Genomic DNA, 18,418 nt, shown 5'->3' with positions numbered 1-18,418 from the left:
TTTTTTATACCTTTTCTTGAACAGGAGCCGAACACCGTCAGGTCGTAAAGGCCGCCTGCCCCTCAAACAGCATTGAAGCAAGACAAGGGATAGCCATAGCCGAGCCTGACGTGCCCAGGGACATTTCACCCACTCTCCCGTGAAGGAAGCGATCACCCGAGTATGAGCAGCTGATGAGCATCCACCCCATAACAAAGGGGAGGTGAGCCGTTTGGCCCACCTCCCTGATCAGCGCGATGATTGAGCTCTTACCGATTTCCCATTTCCCGCTACAGAGAATAGGAAACCGACCAACTCACGCTGCTCTCAGCCCCGGTTGTAATAACCGTCGGCGCCCAGACGGGCCTGGGGATCCAGCAGCATGGCCTTCTCGACCTCATGGCCCACATACCCGTGTCCGTCCTCATGGAAGCGACGGTTGTCGATGGACTCATAGAGCGGGGCCCGACCCATGCGGCCCTCCTCCAGGCGACGCTGGCCAGCGGCCAGACGGTCGTTGGCCCGGCGACGCCACTGGTCCAGGGCCTCCCGGCCGGAGGTCTGGAGCACGGCCGCTTCGAAGGCTCCAGGGCTGACGATGACCCCGATGCCGGAGACATGGCCGAAGCCCAGGGAGGTGACCAGTCCGGCCTTAATCCTGCCGACCTTCAGAGGCTGCTCCAGCCAGACCAGATGGTCGTCACGCCTCAGGACCGGATCCACGCAGTCCAGGGAGGCATTGGCCGGGATGACCCCGGACCGGAAGAGCTGGGTGAGCCCGTTGATCTGGAAGATGCAGGCGCCGCCCTTGGCATGGCCCGTCAGGCTCTTCTGGGAGATGACGTAGAGCGGGTTGCCGTCCGTCCGCCCGATGGCATGGGCCAGGGTGTTGTGCAGCTCGGACTCGTTGGGGTCGTTGGCGTTGGTGGAGGTGTCATGCTTGGAGACCACGGCGATGTCGTCGGGGTCCACGCCCAGCTTGGCCAGCGAGCGCACCAGGTCCGAGTCCCTGCCGCCCATGCCGGCGGCCAGAGCCCCAAGCCCGGGTGCGGGGATAGAGGTGTGGGCACCGTCCGCGAAGGAGTGGATGTACCCGACCACGCCAGCCACGGGCAGACCCATGCGCAGGGCGATGTCACCGCGGGTCAGCAGGATGGTCCCGCCGCCCTGGGACTCCAGGAAGCCGCCGCGCCGACGGTCGTTGGCCCGGGAGAAGAACCGAGGCTGAATGCCCTTGGCATACATCTCGGCGGAATCGGCGGTGGCATTCATGTTGCCGAAGCCGATGACCGACTCCACGCCGATGTCGTCGATGGCACCCGTGACCACGAAGTCCGCTTTGCCCAGTGCAATCTTGTCAGCGCCCTCCTCAAGGGAGACCGCAGCCGTGGCGCAGGCCGAGACCGGCTGGACCATGTTGCCGTATCCGCCGATGTAGGACTGCATGACGTGTGCGGCCACCACGTTGGGCAGAGCCTCCTGGAGGATGTCCGTGGGGATCTCCTTGCCCAGGAATCGGTCCAGGTAGAGTTTGCGCATGGAAGCCATGCCGCCAAAGCCGGTCCCCTGGGTGGAGGCCACCTTGGAGGGATGCACGGCCTGCAGGATCTCCACCGGTGTGAAGCCGGCCGACAGGTAGGCGTCCACGGTGGTCACGATGTTCCAGAGGGCGATTTCGTCCACGTCCCCGACCATGGAGGCGGGAATGCCCCACTTGACCGGATCGAAGCCCTTGGGGAACTGGCCGCCCACTGTCCTGGACATGGTGGCCCGACGCGGCACACGGATACGGGAGCCCGGCAGGCGGGTGACGGTCCACTCGCCCGACTGCTCGTCTCGGGCGATGCTGGTGTGGTCAGGATCCTGTGCCACGTACTCCTCGGCCATGTCCTTGGTGGGCACCGAGAAGGCCACATCGTGATCCAGGAAGACATCCACCTCCTCTTCATTGGTGCCTTGGCGGTAGTCGGAGCCCATACCATCGTCGAAGGGACGGATGCCGGAGCGGGCCACCACCTGGTCGTGGTAGCGCTCGGCGATGTCCTGCTCGGGGACCAGCTCACCGTCGGTGTCGTACCAGCCCGGCTTGGGGCTGTCCTGCCACTCGACCAGACCCATGTTCCAGGCCAGTTCGAGCACGGCGGCGGCACTCAGGTCGACCTGGCCGTCCGAGTGGATGCCCATCTCGGCCTCGAAGCGGGTGCGGCCGGAGCCCCAGGGACCCATCTCGCCGATGGAGACGATGACGATCTCATCCTCTGGCCTGGCGGTTACGCCCTGCCAATCCTGCAGATCCACCGGGGCCTGGGCGGGCACCCGGGGTGTGGGCAGGGCCTTGATGACCCGGCCCGGATCCTTGTCGGCATCTGCGGGCGCATCCCCGGGCTTTCCGGCTGGAGCCGGTGTCGACGAATCGCCGTCCTGGGCAGCCTCGGCCTTCAGGGCCTTGAGGTCCAGCGGGCTGGAGCCCAGGCCACCGGTCAGGTCGGCCTTAAGCGGGGCCTGGAGAGCCTGCTGGCGGGCCTGCACAGTGCACAACTCCAGCAGGGAATCGGCCATCTGCCTGGTTGAGTATGTGTGAATGCCGTGACGCTCCACCACCTGGACCAGCGGATCGTTGCCGCCCATGAGCCCGGTGCCTCGGACCCAGCCGATCAGCGGATGGGCGAAGGTGACCCGGCCGGACCAGTCCTGTTCGGGGCGGGACCGGTTGACGATGGCATCCAGGGCGGCCTTGACCTCCCCGTAGGCTCCGTCGCCGCCGAACATGCCACGGTTGGGCGAGCCTGGCAGGACCACATGCAGACGGTGGTCGACGTCTGTGTCCGCCCCGATGCCAGCGAACCCGGCGATCTGGCGTTCCAGGCTCCAGAGCATGAGCCGGGCCTGGGACTCGAAGAGCCGGCCCGAGTCGGCCATGGTCCCGTGCATGGCGGGGGCTGCGAAGGGCAGCAGCAGGGTGGGCTCGTAGGCGGGCTTGAGCACGGTGGTCGTGGCCCCCGTGGTCTTGCGCTGCTCATTGCCGACCCAGTCGACCAGGGCATCCACATCCCGGTAGCTGGACAGGTTGGCGGGCACGATCCAGAGACGGGCACCGCCCACGGCATGGCGACGGTAGAGGTCGCGGGCCCAGATGACAGTCTGCGGCTTCAAGGAGTGGAAGACAGCGATGACCGTCGCCCCACCCTCCAGGAGGCCTGCAGTCAGAGATCCTGCGATGGACTTGGGGGCCACGCCGGTGACCACGGCCACGTCCTTGGCGAATCGTGCGGCGGTCTGGTCCGAGTCGGCAGGAGTCATGGCCTGGTCGGCGATGCCGCTGAAGACCCGGGCCAGATCCTGCTCGCCGCGTTTGCCTGCCTGCTCGGCGTACCAGACGGCCTGATCGTGCACCTCGCGTCCGGCTCCTACGAAGCTCAGGCGGCTGCGGTCATCATCATGCTCGTGGTAGATATGAGCCAGATCTTCTCGGGCACTGGCCCAGCGGTCGTCGAAGAGGACGGCGCGCGAGGCCTCGAACCGTGGCGCCACCTGCTCGGGCCAGTCGCTGCCCAGCTCGGCATTGACGGCAGCCACGACTGCAGCATCCTCATTCTCGCCAGGCTGGACGGCCGGGGGTTCAAGCCCCAGCTTGTCCAGAAGGAAGCGTGCGGTGGAAGCCAGTACACCCTCAGAGCCGGTCACCTGGGCTGCGAAGGCATCCAGGGCGGCGGAGTCGACCACGGCACCGCCAGCAGTACCGCCTGCAGAGGGCATGGAGACAGTGACACCGTGACGCTGGGCCACCTGCTGAACGGCCTGGTCGATCAGAGCGTTGGCCGCAGGCACAGTGGAGACGGCTTCAGTGGGCAGAATCGCCAGGTCGCCGCCGCGCGAGGAGGCACCCTCACGGGTGTCCAGGACCAGGCTGGCCACGGTGGCCGAGACCCAGCCAGCACCCAGCTGCCAGACGTCGGAGACCCGCTGTTCAACCTGCTGCAGCTTGAGGCCGGAGGGGCCGAAGAGGTCGCGGATGCGTTCACGAACGATGTCGGAGAGCACCGGGCCGAAGGGCCGATAGTTGGGGGCCACCTTGTTCACCAAGGCGCTCAGGTCGGTCATGCTGGCCTCGGCGGCGCCGTCCACACTGGCCACGCCCAGCTCGGAACTGATGTCCATCAGCAGCTGGTTGCGCCTGGAGGAGACGCCGTTGGTCAGGGTGTCGGTGGTGTCGGTCTGCCCGATCTGCTCGGGGCGGATCTTGGTGGAGTAGGCCAGCAGGACGGCGATGGCGTCCGAGGCCTTGAAGGGCAGGTCGGCCACCTCGGCACCCGATGGGCCGCCGGTAGTCGGAGCCGGAGCTGGAGCAGGAACCGAGTCCTCGGCTGCCGCCGGAGCCGGAGCGGGAACCGATGCAGGGGCTGGGGCAGGAGCAGCAGCCGGAGCAGACTCAGGCCTGGAGTCCTGGACCGGAGCCGCGGACTCCTCCTCCACCACCGGGGCCATGGGATCGGTGTCGGTCAGATAGACCCGGCTCTCGTCCCTGCCCAGGTTGTAGACGCTCACGTGACGCTCGCGGAAGTCGGGCAGCTTCAGGGTCTTGGCACCCAGGTTGGCCAAGGTGGGCGAGTGTCCCAGCCCTACCTCGATCAGCTGCTCCACGCCCAGGCCGCCCTGCTCGGGCGCATCGAACATGATTGCCTGGGTCTCGATCCAGCGCACCGGGGAGGCGAACTGCCAGGAGAGCAGCTCGGTCAGCAGCAGACGGCCCAACTTCTGGTCGTCGGCCGCATACTGGTCCCAGACCCGGGGATCATCCAGAGCCTGCTTGATGCGTTCGGAAGGAACCACCTCCAGGATGGAGGCCGCGAACTCCTTGGTCATCCGGAAGGGCCGTGCAACCAGGTTGGGTATGTAGCGACCCTCCAGGCGGGAGTAGTCGATGTGCTCGGGCAGCAGGGCATCCAGGGTGTCGCGGAACTCGGGCACCCCCTTGCGCAGCAGGGTGGAGTGGAAGGGCACGTCAATGCCAGGCACGTACATGAAGGCCGGCTTGCCGCCCGCCTCCTTGGCCCGACGGTTGGCGTCGGCTCGCAGATACTCCAGACCGGCGATGGTTCCGGCCACGGCGTACTGCTGGCCGGCCAGGTTGTAGTTGACGATCTCCAGGAATTCGCCGCATTCCTTGGATATGGACTCCACATACTGCTTGACGCCGGAGTCGCCCACGCCGAACTGGTTGGGACGCAGGGCGCCCATCCGGTAGTTGCTGCGCCCCTGCTCGTCGCGTTCGATCAGGGAGTGCATGGTGGATCCACGGTGGAAGACCAGCTCCAGGACCGTCTCCAGGGACATGACCCCGGCGAAGGAGCTCAGGGCGTTGTACTCGCCCAGGGAGTGGCCGGCGAAGTAGGCGGGCCAGATGTCCATGCCGGACTCGCGCAGGCGGGCGGTCTGGGCGAAGGCCACGGTGGCCAGGGCCACCTGGGTGAACTGGGTCAGGTTGAGCAGACCCTCAGGATGGTGGTAGGTGACCCCCTTGGCTGTAAGGGTGTGCGGGTTGTCACGCACCACGGCCAGGATGGAGAACCCAAGCTTGCTGCGGGTCAGGGCATCGGCCCGTTCCCAGGTCTCACGGGCGGCAGGCGACTTGGCCCGCTCGTCCAGGACCATGCCCTGCTGCTGGATCCCCTGGCCGGGGTAGACGTAGGCGGTCCTCGGGGCGCGGGCGATTGCCGTGCCGCGGGAGACCAGCTGTCCGTCGATCCTGCAGGTGACCTCCAGGACCAGGCCGCCATGGCGGACCTTGCCCACACGCTCCAGGCTGATCTCCACCTTGTCGCCCAGCTGGACCATGCCGTACATGTTGTAGGTCCATCCGGCGATCTCATAGTGGACGCCCTGCTCGTCGGTGGCCTGGGCCGCGTACTGGGCGGTGGCCGACAGCCACATGCCGTGCACCAGCGGCGCAGACAGTCCGGAGACCGCAGCGCCTCGCTTGGAGGTGTGGATTGGGTTGAAGTCCCCGGAGGTGCGTGCAAAGGCGGTCATGTCCTTGGGGGCGGTGACGGTGACGCGGCGCAGCAGCCTGCGGGGTGTGTCCACCGTGTCGGCGCGGATGCCGCCGTACTCGGGAGCCTCCTGGGGCAACTGGTCGCTGTAGGCGCGGCCACGGATGGCGAAGCGCTCGACCTCGCGGGCCAGCACGGTTCCGTCCTGGGCGGCGTGGACCACATGGATGGTCACCACCCGGCCGGAGGCGGACTCCTGGTAGGGCTCGGCCCAGCTGGTCAGTCCGATCCGCTGGCCGGTATGCTCCAGCAGGCGCTTCTCGGGGACCTCCAGCTCAATCAGATGGTCCAGATGGACCGCGTTGAGCAGTCCCTCGATGATGGGGAAGCCATTCACATAGACGGATCCCAGGGCTGCGTAGATGGCCGGCCAGGCCGGACCCACCAGGGCGTCTGGGGCGAAGCCGGAGGGGATCAGCGCATCAGGCAGGGCGCCACCGGTTGCCGCCTCATGGTCGAAGCCCAGGTTGGCTGCCAGGGTGTAGCCGCTGTGGGCCAGGCCGAAGGGGTGTTCCTGGTCGCCATCGTCCTTCTCGATGACAGGCATGGCCTCCAGCTTGTCGCCGGTGATGGTGGTGTTGCCGATGCCGGCTGTATCGGCCAGCAGGGCGTAGACGTCCTTGGGCAGGCGGCTACGGTCGACCACCGGGAAGAGACCGACCTGGTCGCTCTTGAGGGTCAGCGGCACGACGATGTCACGCACCGCATGCCGGTCCAGGCCGCCGTCGGGATCGTCGTCCCAGTAAGTGTCCAGGTGGATGTCCAGGTCGTAGTGCTCGCCCTGGGCGTCCTGGCCGGTGGCGGTGATGGTGTAGTTGTGGTCGTCCATGGCCGTGCCGTAAGCCGGATTGGCCATCAGGTGGCCCACCCAGGAGATGTTGGGGCTGCGGCGGATGAACTCCTGCGCGTCAGCGGCGCCTGCCAGCTGGCTGTAGGCCTTGGCGGGACTACTGTCCAGGTCGCGCACCCGGTCGATGGCCGCCCGCTCGAACCGTCCCAGGATGGAGGCCACCGGCTCGTCCACCGTGGTGATGCCGGCCACGGAGATGGGTCCGGGGATGGCCCTGACCGAGTCGGCGCCGTAGCGGGGGTCCTCTGACTGCCAGAGCTGATCCTGGCCCCACCAGCGCAGCAGATCGTTGTCGATGACCGGCACGAAGGGCATGGGCTTGGGGTACTCGCGCACCAGGACGGGGAACCAGGCCACGTCGGTGGGCACCACCTTGAGCTCGGCTGCCTGGGGATAGGCCTCGTGCAGCCGTCGAAGCGCCTGCTCGGGCTCAGCCACATCCTGCCTGGAGGCGAAGATGGAGTCGAACTCGCCGCTCTGACGCTCGCAGACACGGGCCTCAATGCGCCGCAGCAGGTGCAGGAAACGGTCGATGTAGGTGTCATCGGCCCAGGGGTAGGCCAGGTCGGCGAAACGTTGGGCCCAGTCCTGGTAGGTCATGGTCTCCAGATCGCCGAAGTAGGGCTTGGCGGTCTTGTTCAGGGCCTCGATGATCTCTGCGCGGCGGGTCTCCAGCTCCTCGGGGTGCTTCATGACCCGGACCAGCAGGCGGCCGCACTCGGCGGAGGAGTTCTCCATCTCGTAGATGTCGGCGTGCAGATGGCTCAGGCCGGAGCCCACGCCTCCCACGGATTTGCCGCTGGGCACCCACTTCTCACCCATGGGGGCGAAGGGGTCCGGATCGGGGGTGGAGCTGTCGATGCCAGGGGTTGCCACCAGAGCCCGCTTGATCTCGGGATTGGTGTGGGCCTCCTTGGCGGTCATGGCCGCTGTGCCGATCATGACGCCGTCCACGGGCATGTCCGGCAGGTTGTAGGCGCGGGACCACTGGCCGCTGATATAGTCGGCCGCCCGCTCAGGGGTGCCGATGCCGCCGCCAGCCACGAGCACGATGTTGGGGCAGGCGCGGACCTCGGCATAGGTGGTCGAAAGCAGGTCGTCCAGGGACTCCCAGGAGTGGTGGCCTCCTGCGGCCCCGCCCTCGACCTCCATCAAAATGTGGGTGGGTGCGACCTTGCGGGCGATGGCCACGACCTGACGGATCTGGTCCACCGTACCGGGCTTGAAGGCCACGTAGGGGAAGCCCTCCTCGTTGAGCTGACGGATCAGGGTCACGGCCTCGTCCAGCTCGGGGATGCCGGCAGAGATGACCACCCCGTCGATGGGGGTGCCGGAGGCGCGCTTCTTGGGCACGATGTGCTGGCTGCCGAACTGGAGGTTCCACAGGTAGCGGTCCATGAACATGGCGTTGAACTCGACCGTGCGGCCCTCCTGCAGCTGGTCCTCCAGCTGGGACACATGGCGGTCGAAGACCTCGGCGGTCACCTGGCCGCCGCCGGCCAGTTCGGCCCAGTAACCGGCGTTGGCGGCTGCAGCCACGATCTCAGGCTCCACAGTGGTCGGGGTCATGCCGGCCAGCATGACCGGGGGCTTGCCGGTCAAGCGGCTGAAAGCAGTCTCCACCCTGGGACCGGCAGGGGTCTCAAGCAGACGGGGGGCCAGCTTGGACCAGTCCTGGGTTCGGGCCGGATCCTCCTCCATGGTGGACAGCTGCGCGCGCCGGGCCTGGTTGGAGGCCTCGACCACGCCGACACCGGTGCCCTGGACCAGGTTGTCCACCAGCTTGCCCAGGGTCTCGCCCGGGCCCAGATCCACCAGCCAGAGGGAGGCGGCATCCTGCTGGTCCATGACCTCGGCGATCCGGCCAGCCCAGTCGGCATGGTTGAGCAGAACCTCTTCGCCGAGAACCTGAGCACGCTCGGTGTCCAGACCGCAATGGGAGGCCCAGTCCACGCTCAGATCCACGGCTTCCTTCATGAGCGGGGAGTGGAAGGGCAGGGTCACATCCAGGTACTCCAGAACCGGCGAGAAGGCGGTTCCGCCGCGGACCTTGTCCTCGCGCAGTTGGCGCTGGTGCTCGCTCTCCTTGCCCGCCTCGATGGCAAAGGCGGCCAGATCCTCCGGATAGCCGGACAGGACCAGGTTGCGATTCGAATTGGTCACGGCCACGCTGATGGGGCCGCGAGCGCCAGGCACCCGGTCGACCAGAACCTCCACCTGATGGCGGGTGGCCCCGCGCACCGAAAGCATAGGGGTGGCCTCACCCTGGCGGTGGATACCCAGACGACGGGCCTGACGAGTGCCAGCCGTGCCGATCAGCATGGCGGTGGCCAGAATCTGGTCAATGGCACCCTGAGCAGCCTTGAGGGATCCGGCAGCCTGAATCTCCTGAACCATGTGAACGCCGATGATGCCCTGGGAGTGCCCCAGCAGGGCCACCGGACGGGCCTGGGCCGCGTCGTAGCCCAGCTGGTCCATGTCCATGAGGGCGCCCAGCTGCACCAGGGCGATGCCGGGCACGCTGACCGCCGCGTCGGCGGCCGGCCCCAGCCTGACCGGGTCGGGCCTGTAGCCGAACATATCCAGCTGACGACCGTTGGTGGCCAGCAGGTCGGGCTTGACCGCCCTGAGCAGGTCGGTGGCCGCCGCCATGCGCTCCTTCAGGGCCTTGTCGATGTCGGGATCGCCCTGCAGATCGGCCAGGGCCACGGTCCAGGGGTTGGACTGGCCGGCGAACATGAGCGCGTGCGGCTGCTCGGCGAGACGGTTGATGAAGAATGTATTGGTCATGATGTCCTATTCATAGAGAGTTGGGGATTGCTGATAATGACGAGGGGAAGCTCATAGAGGCTGGTTGCCGTGGTGCTTGTCGTTGACCCTGACACGTTGCTTGTCTGCCAGGAGGTCCATGGCCTGGACCAGGACCGGCCTGGTCTGCTCGGGGTCGATCATGCCGTCCAGCTCGCCCATCTCCAGGGAGAGATTGGCGTTGACGGTGCTGGTTTCGTACTCCTGGGCCAGCCTGTTTCGCAGCTCATCCACGTCCCGGCCGGCCTCCTTGGCCTCCTGCAGGTCGCGCCGGTGGATGATGTTGACCGCGCCCTGGGCTCCCAGCACGGCGATCTGCGAGGAGGGCCAGGCATAGTTGAGGTCCGCGCCGATGGCCTTGGAGCCCATGACGATGTAGGAGCCGCCAAAAGCCTTGCGCAGCACAATGGTGACCATGGGCACCTGGGCGTTGGCATAGGCGTAGATGACCTTGGCACCCCGGCGGATGATGCCGGCGTGCTCCTGGTCCGAACCCGGCTTGTAGCCGGGGGTGTCCACCAGGGTGATGACCGGCAGGTTGAAGGCGTCGCAGAGGCGGACGAAGCGGGCCAGTTTCTCGGAGGACTCCACATCCAGGCTGCCCGCATCCACCATGGGCTGGTTGGCCACGATTCCCACCGGCCGACCCTCCAAGCAGGCGAAGCCCACAACGATGGACCGGGCGTAGAGCTCCTGGACCTGAACCAGCTCGCCGTAGTCGACGATGGCATGGATGACGTCCAGCACGTCGTAGGGCTGCCGGTCGTTCTCGGGGATGACCGCGGCCAGGCGTTTGGCGGCCTGGCGCTCTGCATGGCCGGAGATGAAGGCGTATCGGGGAGGCTCCTGACCGCTGTTGGCAGGCAGGTAGGCCAGGACGGTCCTGGCATAGTCGATGGCATCGGCCTCATCCTCTCCCAGGTAGTGGGCCACGCCGGAACGGGTGTTGTGCACGTAACCGCCGCCCAGCTGGTCCATGCTGATGGTCTCGCCGGTCGCCGCTTTGACCACGTCAGGACCGGTGACGAACATGTCCGAGTTCTCCTTGGTCATGATGATCAGGTCGGTCAGGGCCGGGCAGTAGACGGCACCGCCTGCGCAGGGTCCCAGAATCAGGGAGATCTGCGGGACGAAGCCGCTGGCCTGGCAGGTCTTGCGGAAGATGCGGCCGTACTGGGTGAGGGCGGCCACACCCTCCTGGATGCGGGCGCCGCCCGAGTCGATCATGGCCACGATGGGGACCTTGATCCGCAGGGCCATGTCCATGAGACGGCAGATCTTTTCGCCCTCTGCCCGTCCCAGGGTGCCGCCCCTGACGGAGAAGTCCTGGGCATAGACGCCGACCTTGCGCCCGTAGACCAGGCCGAAGCCGGTGACGACCGCAGAGCCCGCCCGGTCCCCGGCGATGTCGCCGCCCGCAAAGCGCCCCACCTCTTCGAAGGTGTCCTTGTCGAAGAGCAGATCCAGCCGCTCACGGGCGGTCTGCTTGCCCTTGGCATGCTGACGGTCACGGGCGTGCTCCTCGGCCTGCTTGGCCAGGGCGGCTGCCCGATGGATGCCCTGGCGCACCGGCTGGGAGCCCAAGGCGGATTCGGTGACGCTCATGCCTGCTCCTCCCCGCCCAGATCCAGGGTGACCAGGGTCTGGCCCGGATCCACCCCCTGTGCCACGGACACATCGATGGTCTTCACACGGCCCTTGGCCGGGGCATAGACGTAGTTCTCCATCTTCATGGACTCCAGAACCACCAGCAGGTCGCCCTTGTCCACCTCCTGGTCGGGGGCCACGTTGATGCGGGTGACCACCGCCTGCATGGTGGCTACGATGATGCCGGACCGGGCCGCATCCTGCCGGGGTGCGCCAGGCTCCTGATCGCGCAGCCCGCGCCCGCGCAGGGGCTGCCGGGGCCGGGAAATGCCGCCATGGCCGCCGACGCCGCCCATGCCTCCCAGCAATGACTGGGGCAGGGCCAACCTGACCCGCTTGTCGTCGATCTCCACGTTGTAGGTCTCCATGGGATCGCTGTCCCGGTCCTGTTCCTGGGCGGAGGCGCCGGAGACCGAGGCGGGCTGGCCACTGCCGTTGGAGGCAGGCTCCACGTTCAGGTAGACCCGTTCAAGCCACTTGGTGGACACGTCGAAGGAGTGCCCGCCCTCGGCGGTGAACTCGGGGTTGGTGAAGATCTTCTGGAAGAGGCCGGCCGGGGTGGGGACCCCGCTGATGCTCATCTCGCGCAGGGCCCGACGAACCCTGGCCACGGCCGCCGGACGGTCCTGGGCGGTCACGATCAGCTTGCCCATCATGGAGTCGTCCCTGGGCGAGACCGTGTCACCCACCTCGACGCCCGAGTCCACGCGGATGCCGGGGCCGGAAGGCCACTGAATCGACTCGATGGTCCCTGAGCTGGGGGTCAGGTTGGTGGCCGGGTCCTCGCTGGTGATGCGCAACTCGAAACTGTGGCCGCGGGGCGGGGGCGCCACATTCAGGGATCCACCGTCGGCGATCCGCAGCTGCTCGCGGACAAGGTCCAGTCCGCAGACCTGCTCGCTGACCGTGTGCTCCACCTGCAGCCGGGGGTTGACCTCCATGAAGTAGACGTCGTCCCTGGGGGTGACCAGAAACTCGCAGGTGCCCAGGCCCACATAGCCCACCGTATCGAACAGGCGGCGGGAGAATCCCTCCAGCTGGGCGATCACATCGTCGGACAGGAAGGGGGCCGGGGCCTCTTCCACCAGCTTCTGGTTGCGGCGCTGGACCGAGCAGTCCCTGGTGGAGTAGACGGTGAACTGGCCATGGCTGTCCCTGCCGGACTGGGTCTCCACGTGCCGGGCCCGATCCACGAACTTCTCGATGAAGTAGTCGCCCAGGTCGCCTCCCTGAAGGGCATCATGGTTCATGTAGAAGGTGCGCAGCTCGTCGCTGTCGTTGATCAGGGTTATCCCCCGGCCGCCACCGCCGTCAGCCTTCTTCATCATGACCGGATAGCCGTGCTCGTCGGCGAAGTCCAGCAGGGGGCGCATGTCGGTGACGGGCTCGCTCAGTCCGGGCACCACGGGCACCCGGGCCCGCTCGGCCACCTTGCAGGCTGTGATCTTGTCGCCCAGCTCGTCCAGGACCTCCGGATCCGGCCCCACCCAGGTGATGCCCGCCTCGATCACCTTCCGCGCGAAGGAGGAGAACTCGGACAGGAAGCCATAGCCCGGGTGAAGGGCGTCAGCGCCTGACCTGCGGGCGATGGAAACGATCAGATCCTCGTTCAGATAGGTCTCAATGTTGGTGTCCCCAGGCAAGAGGTAGGCCTCGTCCGCCATCTGGGCATAGGGGGCATCCCGATCCTGGTCGGCATAGACGGCCACCGTGGCAATGCCCATCTCCTGGGCGGTGCGTACAACCCGCAGGGCTATCTCGCCGCGGTTGGCGATCAGCAGTTTTTTCATTCCCCTCTCCTCACTGGTTGCTCAAGGGTGATCGGACTGACGGAAAGCATGAACAGGGTGGGAATTTAGGCCCCCACAGCGGCCACTTCAGGCAGGACGCCCACATCTGCCGTAGACACGTCAACCTGGTCGCCGTCGGGCAGCCGTACCCGCAGGGAGGCGTCCGGATTGATCTGCAGGGCACGTCCCTCCACGGGCTCACCGGCTACGGGGACGACCCTGACCCGCCGGCCCAGCGTCCAGCTGAGTCCGGCAATCCTCGAGCGCACTCCCTGGGGCCCGTTCAGGACCCGGTCCAGCGACCCGTCAAGGCCAAGGGGGGCCATCTCCCCGCTCAGGTGCCAGCTGATGGCATCGACCAGGTCGTCGCGCAGGGTCTGATAGTCGGGCAGATTCCGGTAGTGGAGCTGCAGGGAGGTGGACTCAGCGATAGGCAGCGCCTGCCGGGGCAGGAAGAGGTTGATGCCGATGCCGACAGCCAGTGCCGACCAGTCCTGATCCACCCGGACCAGTTCGCAGAGGATGCCCCCCAGCTTGGCCCCGCGGCAGAACAGATCGTTGGGCCACTTGAGCGTCATGACTCGTTCAGGGTCGCCACCGTCGCTCAGAGTGCAGCCGTGATACTCAAGCACGTCCTGCAGGCCTTCCAAGGCAGCCAGTCCCGCCACCATGGGCATCCATCCACCGAAGGATCCTGTCAGCAGGCTGGTGGGCAGCGGCAGGGCCCAAGTGGCCAGCAGGGAGCATCGGGGCTGATTGACCCAGGTTCGGGCAAGACGACCGCGGCACCGGGACTGCGCATCGGCAACCGCTACGCTCAGCGGCATGGTGCTCCCCCCGGCGCCCGGCCATCGCCGAATACCTTTACTTGCGACTCTTCCCTCGTATCGTGTAGTCGTAGAAATACCCTGACGGGCATTTTTTCGAGGCGTATCTTCGGCTTTTCCCCTTGTGCCAGAGACCAATCCCTTCACGGTCTCCGAGCTCGTTGTCGATTCACCGCCCCCAAACAGCCGCTCGACCCGGTCGCGCGCATCCGAATAGGTCGAGGCTTCCAGAGCATGAGCCACGAGCGTATTGGTCGAATCGACGGTGTCGAGCACCACGATCGAGGAGATTACGCCACTGTCCAGCGATGCCGATGGCTGCCACTTGATATTCTGATGAGGCACGCGTTCCACTATACGGCACAAGGGGTCAGCCCCGGTAGCGAACCACACACAAAAGCGGCGGCCGGTTTTTGTATCTTTTCACAGGGGACCCTTGGATAGCTCAGAGCGCATCCTCGGATGGGCACTGGATAAAATGGGGAAGCCGTAGACCAGGCATGACCCGCGAAAGGGGTTCTTTTGAGCGCAGACAGCGGAAGGGCGCAAGCGAGAGAGGCGGGCGAACAACCTGTGCAGACATCGGCCTTGCAGACCGGGAGACCCGGGTCTCGTGCATCCCGGACCGTCGGCCTGGTCCTGGCCCTGCTGGCCTGCCTCTGGATCGCCTTCTGCACTGGCCTGGGCCCCATCTACCGTCAGCAGGGATCGCTTACGCAAGTGGGTTTGTCCCAGCTCCTAATCATGCTGGGCACCCTGGCCGTCTGTCTGACTGTGGTCCTGGTCTGCCGCCGGATTCTGCTGGGTCGCGAGCCCTTTAGGATGCCACAGCGCTTGACCGCCCTGGCACAGCGTCCACGGATGCGTACCTACGCGGCCTTCATAACCCGGCAAACCAGCGGCTGGCGGCCCATCATGCGCCTGCTTTTGCTGGGCTGGGCCTGGGCCTTTCTTACCCTGCTGGCCGCCTATGGGGCCGACCTGTACGCACAGGCCCAGGAGTGTGCCAACTTCCTGGCTCAGCTGCAGGGCGATCAGCCCCCCTACGGCGGCAATACCTTCACACAGATGGACGTCTACCCCATCGGTCATTACCTATGGCCGGACCACCCCACATTCCTGACCGACCAGCACAACATGGTGCTGACCTTGTTCTACGGGATGACGATCATGGCCTCCAACCATCTGACGGGATCCTATGACGCGGGCATCGTACTCCTGGCAGGGCTGCAGGTGATCTTCGCAGCCTTCTGCTGCGCCGTCACCGCCGACCGCTTCCTACGCGACAGCGGAACTGAACAGGTTGGAGCCCTGGCCCGCACCCTGGTCATGCTCTTCTTCCTCCTCTCCCCCTTCGTGGTCTTCAGCACCTTCAGCCTGACCAAGTCCCCCCTCTTCGCCTTCGCCTTCATCTGGTGGTTCGGCATCTGGCACCAGCTGGAGTCAGCGGACAGGAACTCGCCGCTCTACGCCAGCCAGGCGGCCCGACAGCGGCCCGCCCTCGCCCTGAGCACCCTGATCATGCTGATCAGCGCCAAGTACGCCCTCTACATCGTTCTGGCCCAGCTGGTCCTGGCACTGATCATCCACCGTCGCCAGTGGGCCACCATCCTGATAGGGCTCCTGCTGCCTCTGATCCTGTTCACCGGGGTGACCGGGGCCCTGACGGCCACGGGGACGGTCATCCAGGGTGACCCGGTGGAGAGCCGCAGCATCCAGCTGCAGCAGATCGCCCGGGTGGCCCAGCGCAACCCCCGGGGGATTCCGGCCCAGGCGAGAGCCGACCTTGAACCCATCATGGACCTGGACAATGCCGCCATCCAGTACACCCCCTGGGAGGCCGACAGGGTCAAGTCCTCGGGCAACCAGCCCAAACTGATCGTCTATCGCTGGAGGACCGTCACGCCCGAGCAGCTGTCCCGGCTGAATCGGGCCTGGCTCCAGGTGGGACTGCATAACCCGGCGATCTACCTGGATGCCTTCATGGCCGAGTCCTACGGCTACTTCGACCCCGGCGACCCTGCCTACGTGGCCATGTCCTACTACCTCAACAACGGCTACGTACAGAACTCGGGCTCCTGGCTGGCGGCCTGGTGCCACGACTGGCGCAACGGGGTTACCGGATTCGTCAGAACCTGGGCCGATACCCCCCTCCTCGGCCTTGTGGCACGGGCCAACTTCTGGGTGGTGGTCACCCTGCTGCTGATCGTCGCCCGCCTGGCAGCCGGTCACTGGCGTGGGGCCCTGTGCTGGTTCCCCCTCCTGCTGATCATGGGGGTCATGATCACCGCCCCAGCCAACAACTTCGAACGGCACATGCTGCCGGTGGACATGGTGGTGCCCTTCCTGATCCTGGACATGGTCCGACAGAGCCGCCGTGCCCGTGCCGAAAACCTGATGGACCGGCCGACATGATTGGCAAGTCGAAGCGGTCCGGGCCGAAGGGCGACGACCCTGCCGAAGCGCAGCAGGTTCACCTGGCACCTCATGCGTCCGATGCCGCCATGGAGCAGATTCTTCTGAAGACACTGGATCATCTGGAGGAGGCACTGCCCTGGACCAGATCCGCGCCTGCCGATGGGCGCAGAACCTTGGAGGGGGCCATTCGAACAGCCATGGACGACCTGTTGTCCCGACTTGACGCCCAGGGTTCGGAAGACAGCGAAGTCCCCTCCCCCGTCCCAGCCGAGCTCTCCCGGAGCCTGGGACCGCACCGGGCCATGGAGCTGACCCGGGTCATTCTGGACATGCTTGAGGAGGCTGGCCGGACCATGGGAGCCGAGGGGGAACGGTCCACGCTGGTCTACACCCGTCATGCAGCCACCGCAGCAGCCGCTCTCTACGCCGACCTGGCCGAGGCGAGGAACGGGCGCAAGACCGCAGCGGAGTCGAGAATCATCCGGCATTTGATTGAGAACACAGCAGATACACGCACTGTTGACGATCTGGCCCGGCTGGGCTGGCCGACCGAATTCGATTGCTTCGCCGTCGTCGGCGAGGCACGGGGCAACGATGACGGACAGGGTATGGAGAACGCCCGTCAACCCATCCACACCACGGTGGCCCGTCAAGGCGGCAGAGCCCTAGTGGGCGAGAATGAAGGACTCATGGTGGCCCTGATCGACCCCAACCGGTCGGGCACTCCGGCGGACTTCTGCGCATCCACCCTGCGCTTCTTCGCCGACGAGTCAGCTGTCTGTCTGGGACCTCTCCACCATGGAATCCCCGGTGCGGGATCCTCCATCCGAGCCGCCCTGAGCACGTACGCTGCAGCTCCAGCAGTGGCCGATCCCATCACCGCCGCGCTGCCCAGACCACTGCACGCCGACGACCTGCTGCCTGAACGGGCCCTCAACGGAAACACGGACGCAGCCGACCAGCTCTACCAGGAAGTCTATCTGAGCCTGGCCGGACAGGACCCGGATGGGCCCCTGCCGACCACCCTGCTCACCTTCCTGCGCTCGGGCAACTCGCTGGAGGTCACTGCCAAGAAGCTGGGCATCCATCCCAACACCGTACGCTACCGGCTCAGGCGCTGCGTAGAGGTAACCGGCTGGGATGCCATGGACCCACGAGAATCCTTCGTCCTGCAGGCGGCCCTGATCATCGGCAGAATCCGCAGGTCACACCCGGGCCCCGACTGACTGCCACCGGGCCAACTGGTGCCGGGACGAGTGCTGCCTGATCAAGATACAAAAAGGGCGGGAACCCGAAGGTCTCCCGCCCTGGAAGTATACAGCCGAACCGGCTCAGAGCACCGCGATGTCCAGGGGGACGCCCGGACCCATGGTGGTGGTGACGGTGGCCTTGGTGATGTAGCGACCCTTGACCGTGGCCGGCTTCAGACGCTTGATCTCCTCGTCGACCGCGTGGAAGTTCTCCTCCAGAGCCTGCTGCTCGAAGGAGACCTTGCCCACGGGGAAGCTCAGGTTGCCGTTCTTGTCCACACGGAACTCGATACGTCCAGCCTTGATTTCGGTGACCGCCTTGGCCACATCCATGGTCACGGTGCCGGTCTTGGGGTTGGGCATGAGGCCACGGGGACCCAGCACGCGGCCCAGACGGCCGACCTTGCCCATCATGTCGGGGGTGGCCACCACGGCGTCGAAGTCCAGGTAGCCGCCGGCAACCTTGGTCACCAGCTCGTCATCGCCCACCTCGTCGGCTCCGGCCTCGGCGGCTGCAGTCGCCTGGGGACCGCGGGCGAAGACCAGGACGCGCACGGTCTTGCCGGTGCCGTTGGGCAGGCTGACGGTGCCGCGGACCAGCTGGTCGGCCTTGCGGGGATCCACGTTCAGGCGGTAGACGGCCTCAACGGTCTCGTCAAACCCGCGCTTGGGCATGCTCTTGAGCAGGGCGATGCCCTCCTCGGGGGTGTACAGGTTGGTGCGATCGACCTTCTCGGCCGCCTCGCGGTACTTCTTGGAACGCTTGGTCATCTGCTTCTCCTATCAGCAGTCGCGGTGC

Annotated in this window: 6 protein-coding genes and 2 pseudogenes; 2 read left to right on the top strand and 6 right to left on the bottom strand. The window is 66.2% G+C overall.

The genetic code is table 11. The features are described from left to right. Nucleotides 1-306: 306 nt before the first annotated feature. From ACUIAF_RS07685 to ACUIAF_RS07665, 5 genes and pseudogenes are all read right to left on the bottom strand, one after another. Nucleotides 307-3,249: pseudogene (locus tag ACUIAF_RS07685) on the bottom strand (beta-ketoacyl synthase N-terminal-like domain-containing protein); the annotation flags it as partial. Nucleotides 3,250-3,425: 176 nt separating this feature from the next. Further along, a pseudogene (locus ACUIAF_RS07680) lies at nt 3,426-9,669 on the bottom strand (fatty acid synthase subunit beta domain-containing protein); the annotation flags it as partial. Between the two features lie 51 nt (nt 9,670-9,720). Beyond that, entirely contained in the window at nt 9,721-11,292 is a 1,572-nt protein-coding gene (locus tag ACUIAF_RS07675; RefSeq protein ID WP_445338455.1) for an acyl-CoA carboxylase subunit beta, read from the bottom strand. Continuing rightward, the gene (locus tag ACUIAF_RS07670; protein ID WP_445338453.1) at nt 11,289-13,124 is read right to left on the bottom strand and encodes an acetyl/propionyl/methylcrotonyl-CoA carboxylase subunit alpha; all 1,836 of its coding nucleotides are present in this window, start codon (nt 13,122-13,124) and stop codon (nt 11,289-11,291) included. The genes ACUIAF_RS07675 and ACUIAF_RS07670 overlap by 4 nt, the downstream gene beginning before the upstream one ends. A gap of 65 nt (nt 13,125-13,189) precedes the next feature. Continuing rightward, nucleotides 13,190-13,951 (bottom strand): biotin--[acetyl-CoA-carboxylase] ligase, encoded by a 762-nt coding sequence (locus tag ACUIAF_RS07665; RefSeq protein WP_198203252.1) that lies wholly within the window; start codon nt 13,949-13,951, stop codon nt 13,190-13,192. A gap of 522 nt (nt 13,952-14,473) precedes the next feature. Here ACUIAF_RS07665 and ACUIAF_RS07660 point away from each other — a divergent pair. Continuing rightward, the gene (locus tag ACUIAF_RS07660) at nt 14,474-16,366 is read left to right on the top strand and encodes a DUF6020 family protein (protein ID WP_445338451.1); all 1,893 of its coding nucleotides are present in this window, start codon (nt 14,474-14,476) and stop codon (nt 16,364-16,366) included. Further along, nucleotides 16,363-17,595: a PucR family transcriptional regulator gene (locus ACUIAF_RS07655; RefSeq protein ID WP_445338449.1), complete on the top strand. Its 1,233-nt coding sequence runs from the start codon at nt 16,363-16,365 to the stop codon at nt 17,593-17,595. The genes ACUIAF_RS07660 and ACUIAF_RS07655 overlap by 4 nt, the downstream gene beginning before the upstream one ends. Before the next feature lie 105 nt (nt 17,596-17,700). Here the strand turns inward: ACUIAF_RS07655 and rplA are convergent, their stop codons facing one another. After that, a complete protein-coding gene (gene rplA, locus ACUIAF_RS07650; protein WP_015022450.1) occupies nt 17,701-18,390 on the bottom strand; it encodes a 50S ribosomal protein L1 in 690 nt (229 codons plus the stop codon). Nucleotides 18,391-18,418 lie beyond the last annotated feature (28 nt).

The organism is Bifidobacterium sp. ESL0822 (genome assembly GCF_052606675.1).
This window is presented reverse-complemented; position numbering and strand designations above follow the sequence as displayed.

Bases quoted from the DNA above. Each gene is read 5' to 3' on its own strand.
- ACUIAF_RS07665 (WP_198203252.1), bottom strand. From the start codon at position 13,951: ATGCCGCTGAGCGTAGCGGTTGCCGATGCGCAGTCCCGGTGCCGCGGT.
- rplA (WP_015022450.1), bottom strand. From the start codon at position 18,390: ATGACCAAGCGTTCCAAGAAGTACCGCGAGGCGGCCGAGAAGGTCGAT.
- ACUIAF_RS07675 (WP_445338455.1), bottom strand. From the start codon at position 11,292: ATGAGCGTCACCGAATCCGCCTTGGGCTCCCAGCCGGTGCGCCAGGGC.
- ACUIAF_RS07655 (WP_445338449.1), top strand. From the start codon at position 16,363: ATGATTGGCAAGTCGAAGCGGTCCGGGCCGAAGGGCGACGACCCTGCC.
- ACUIAF_RS07670 (WP_445338453.1), bottom strand. From the start codon at position 13,124: ATGAAAAAACTGCTGATCGCCAACCGCGGCGAGATAGCCCTGCGGGTT.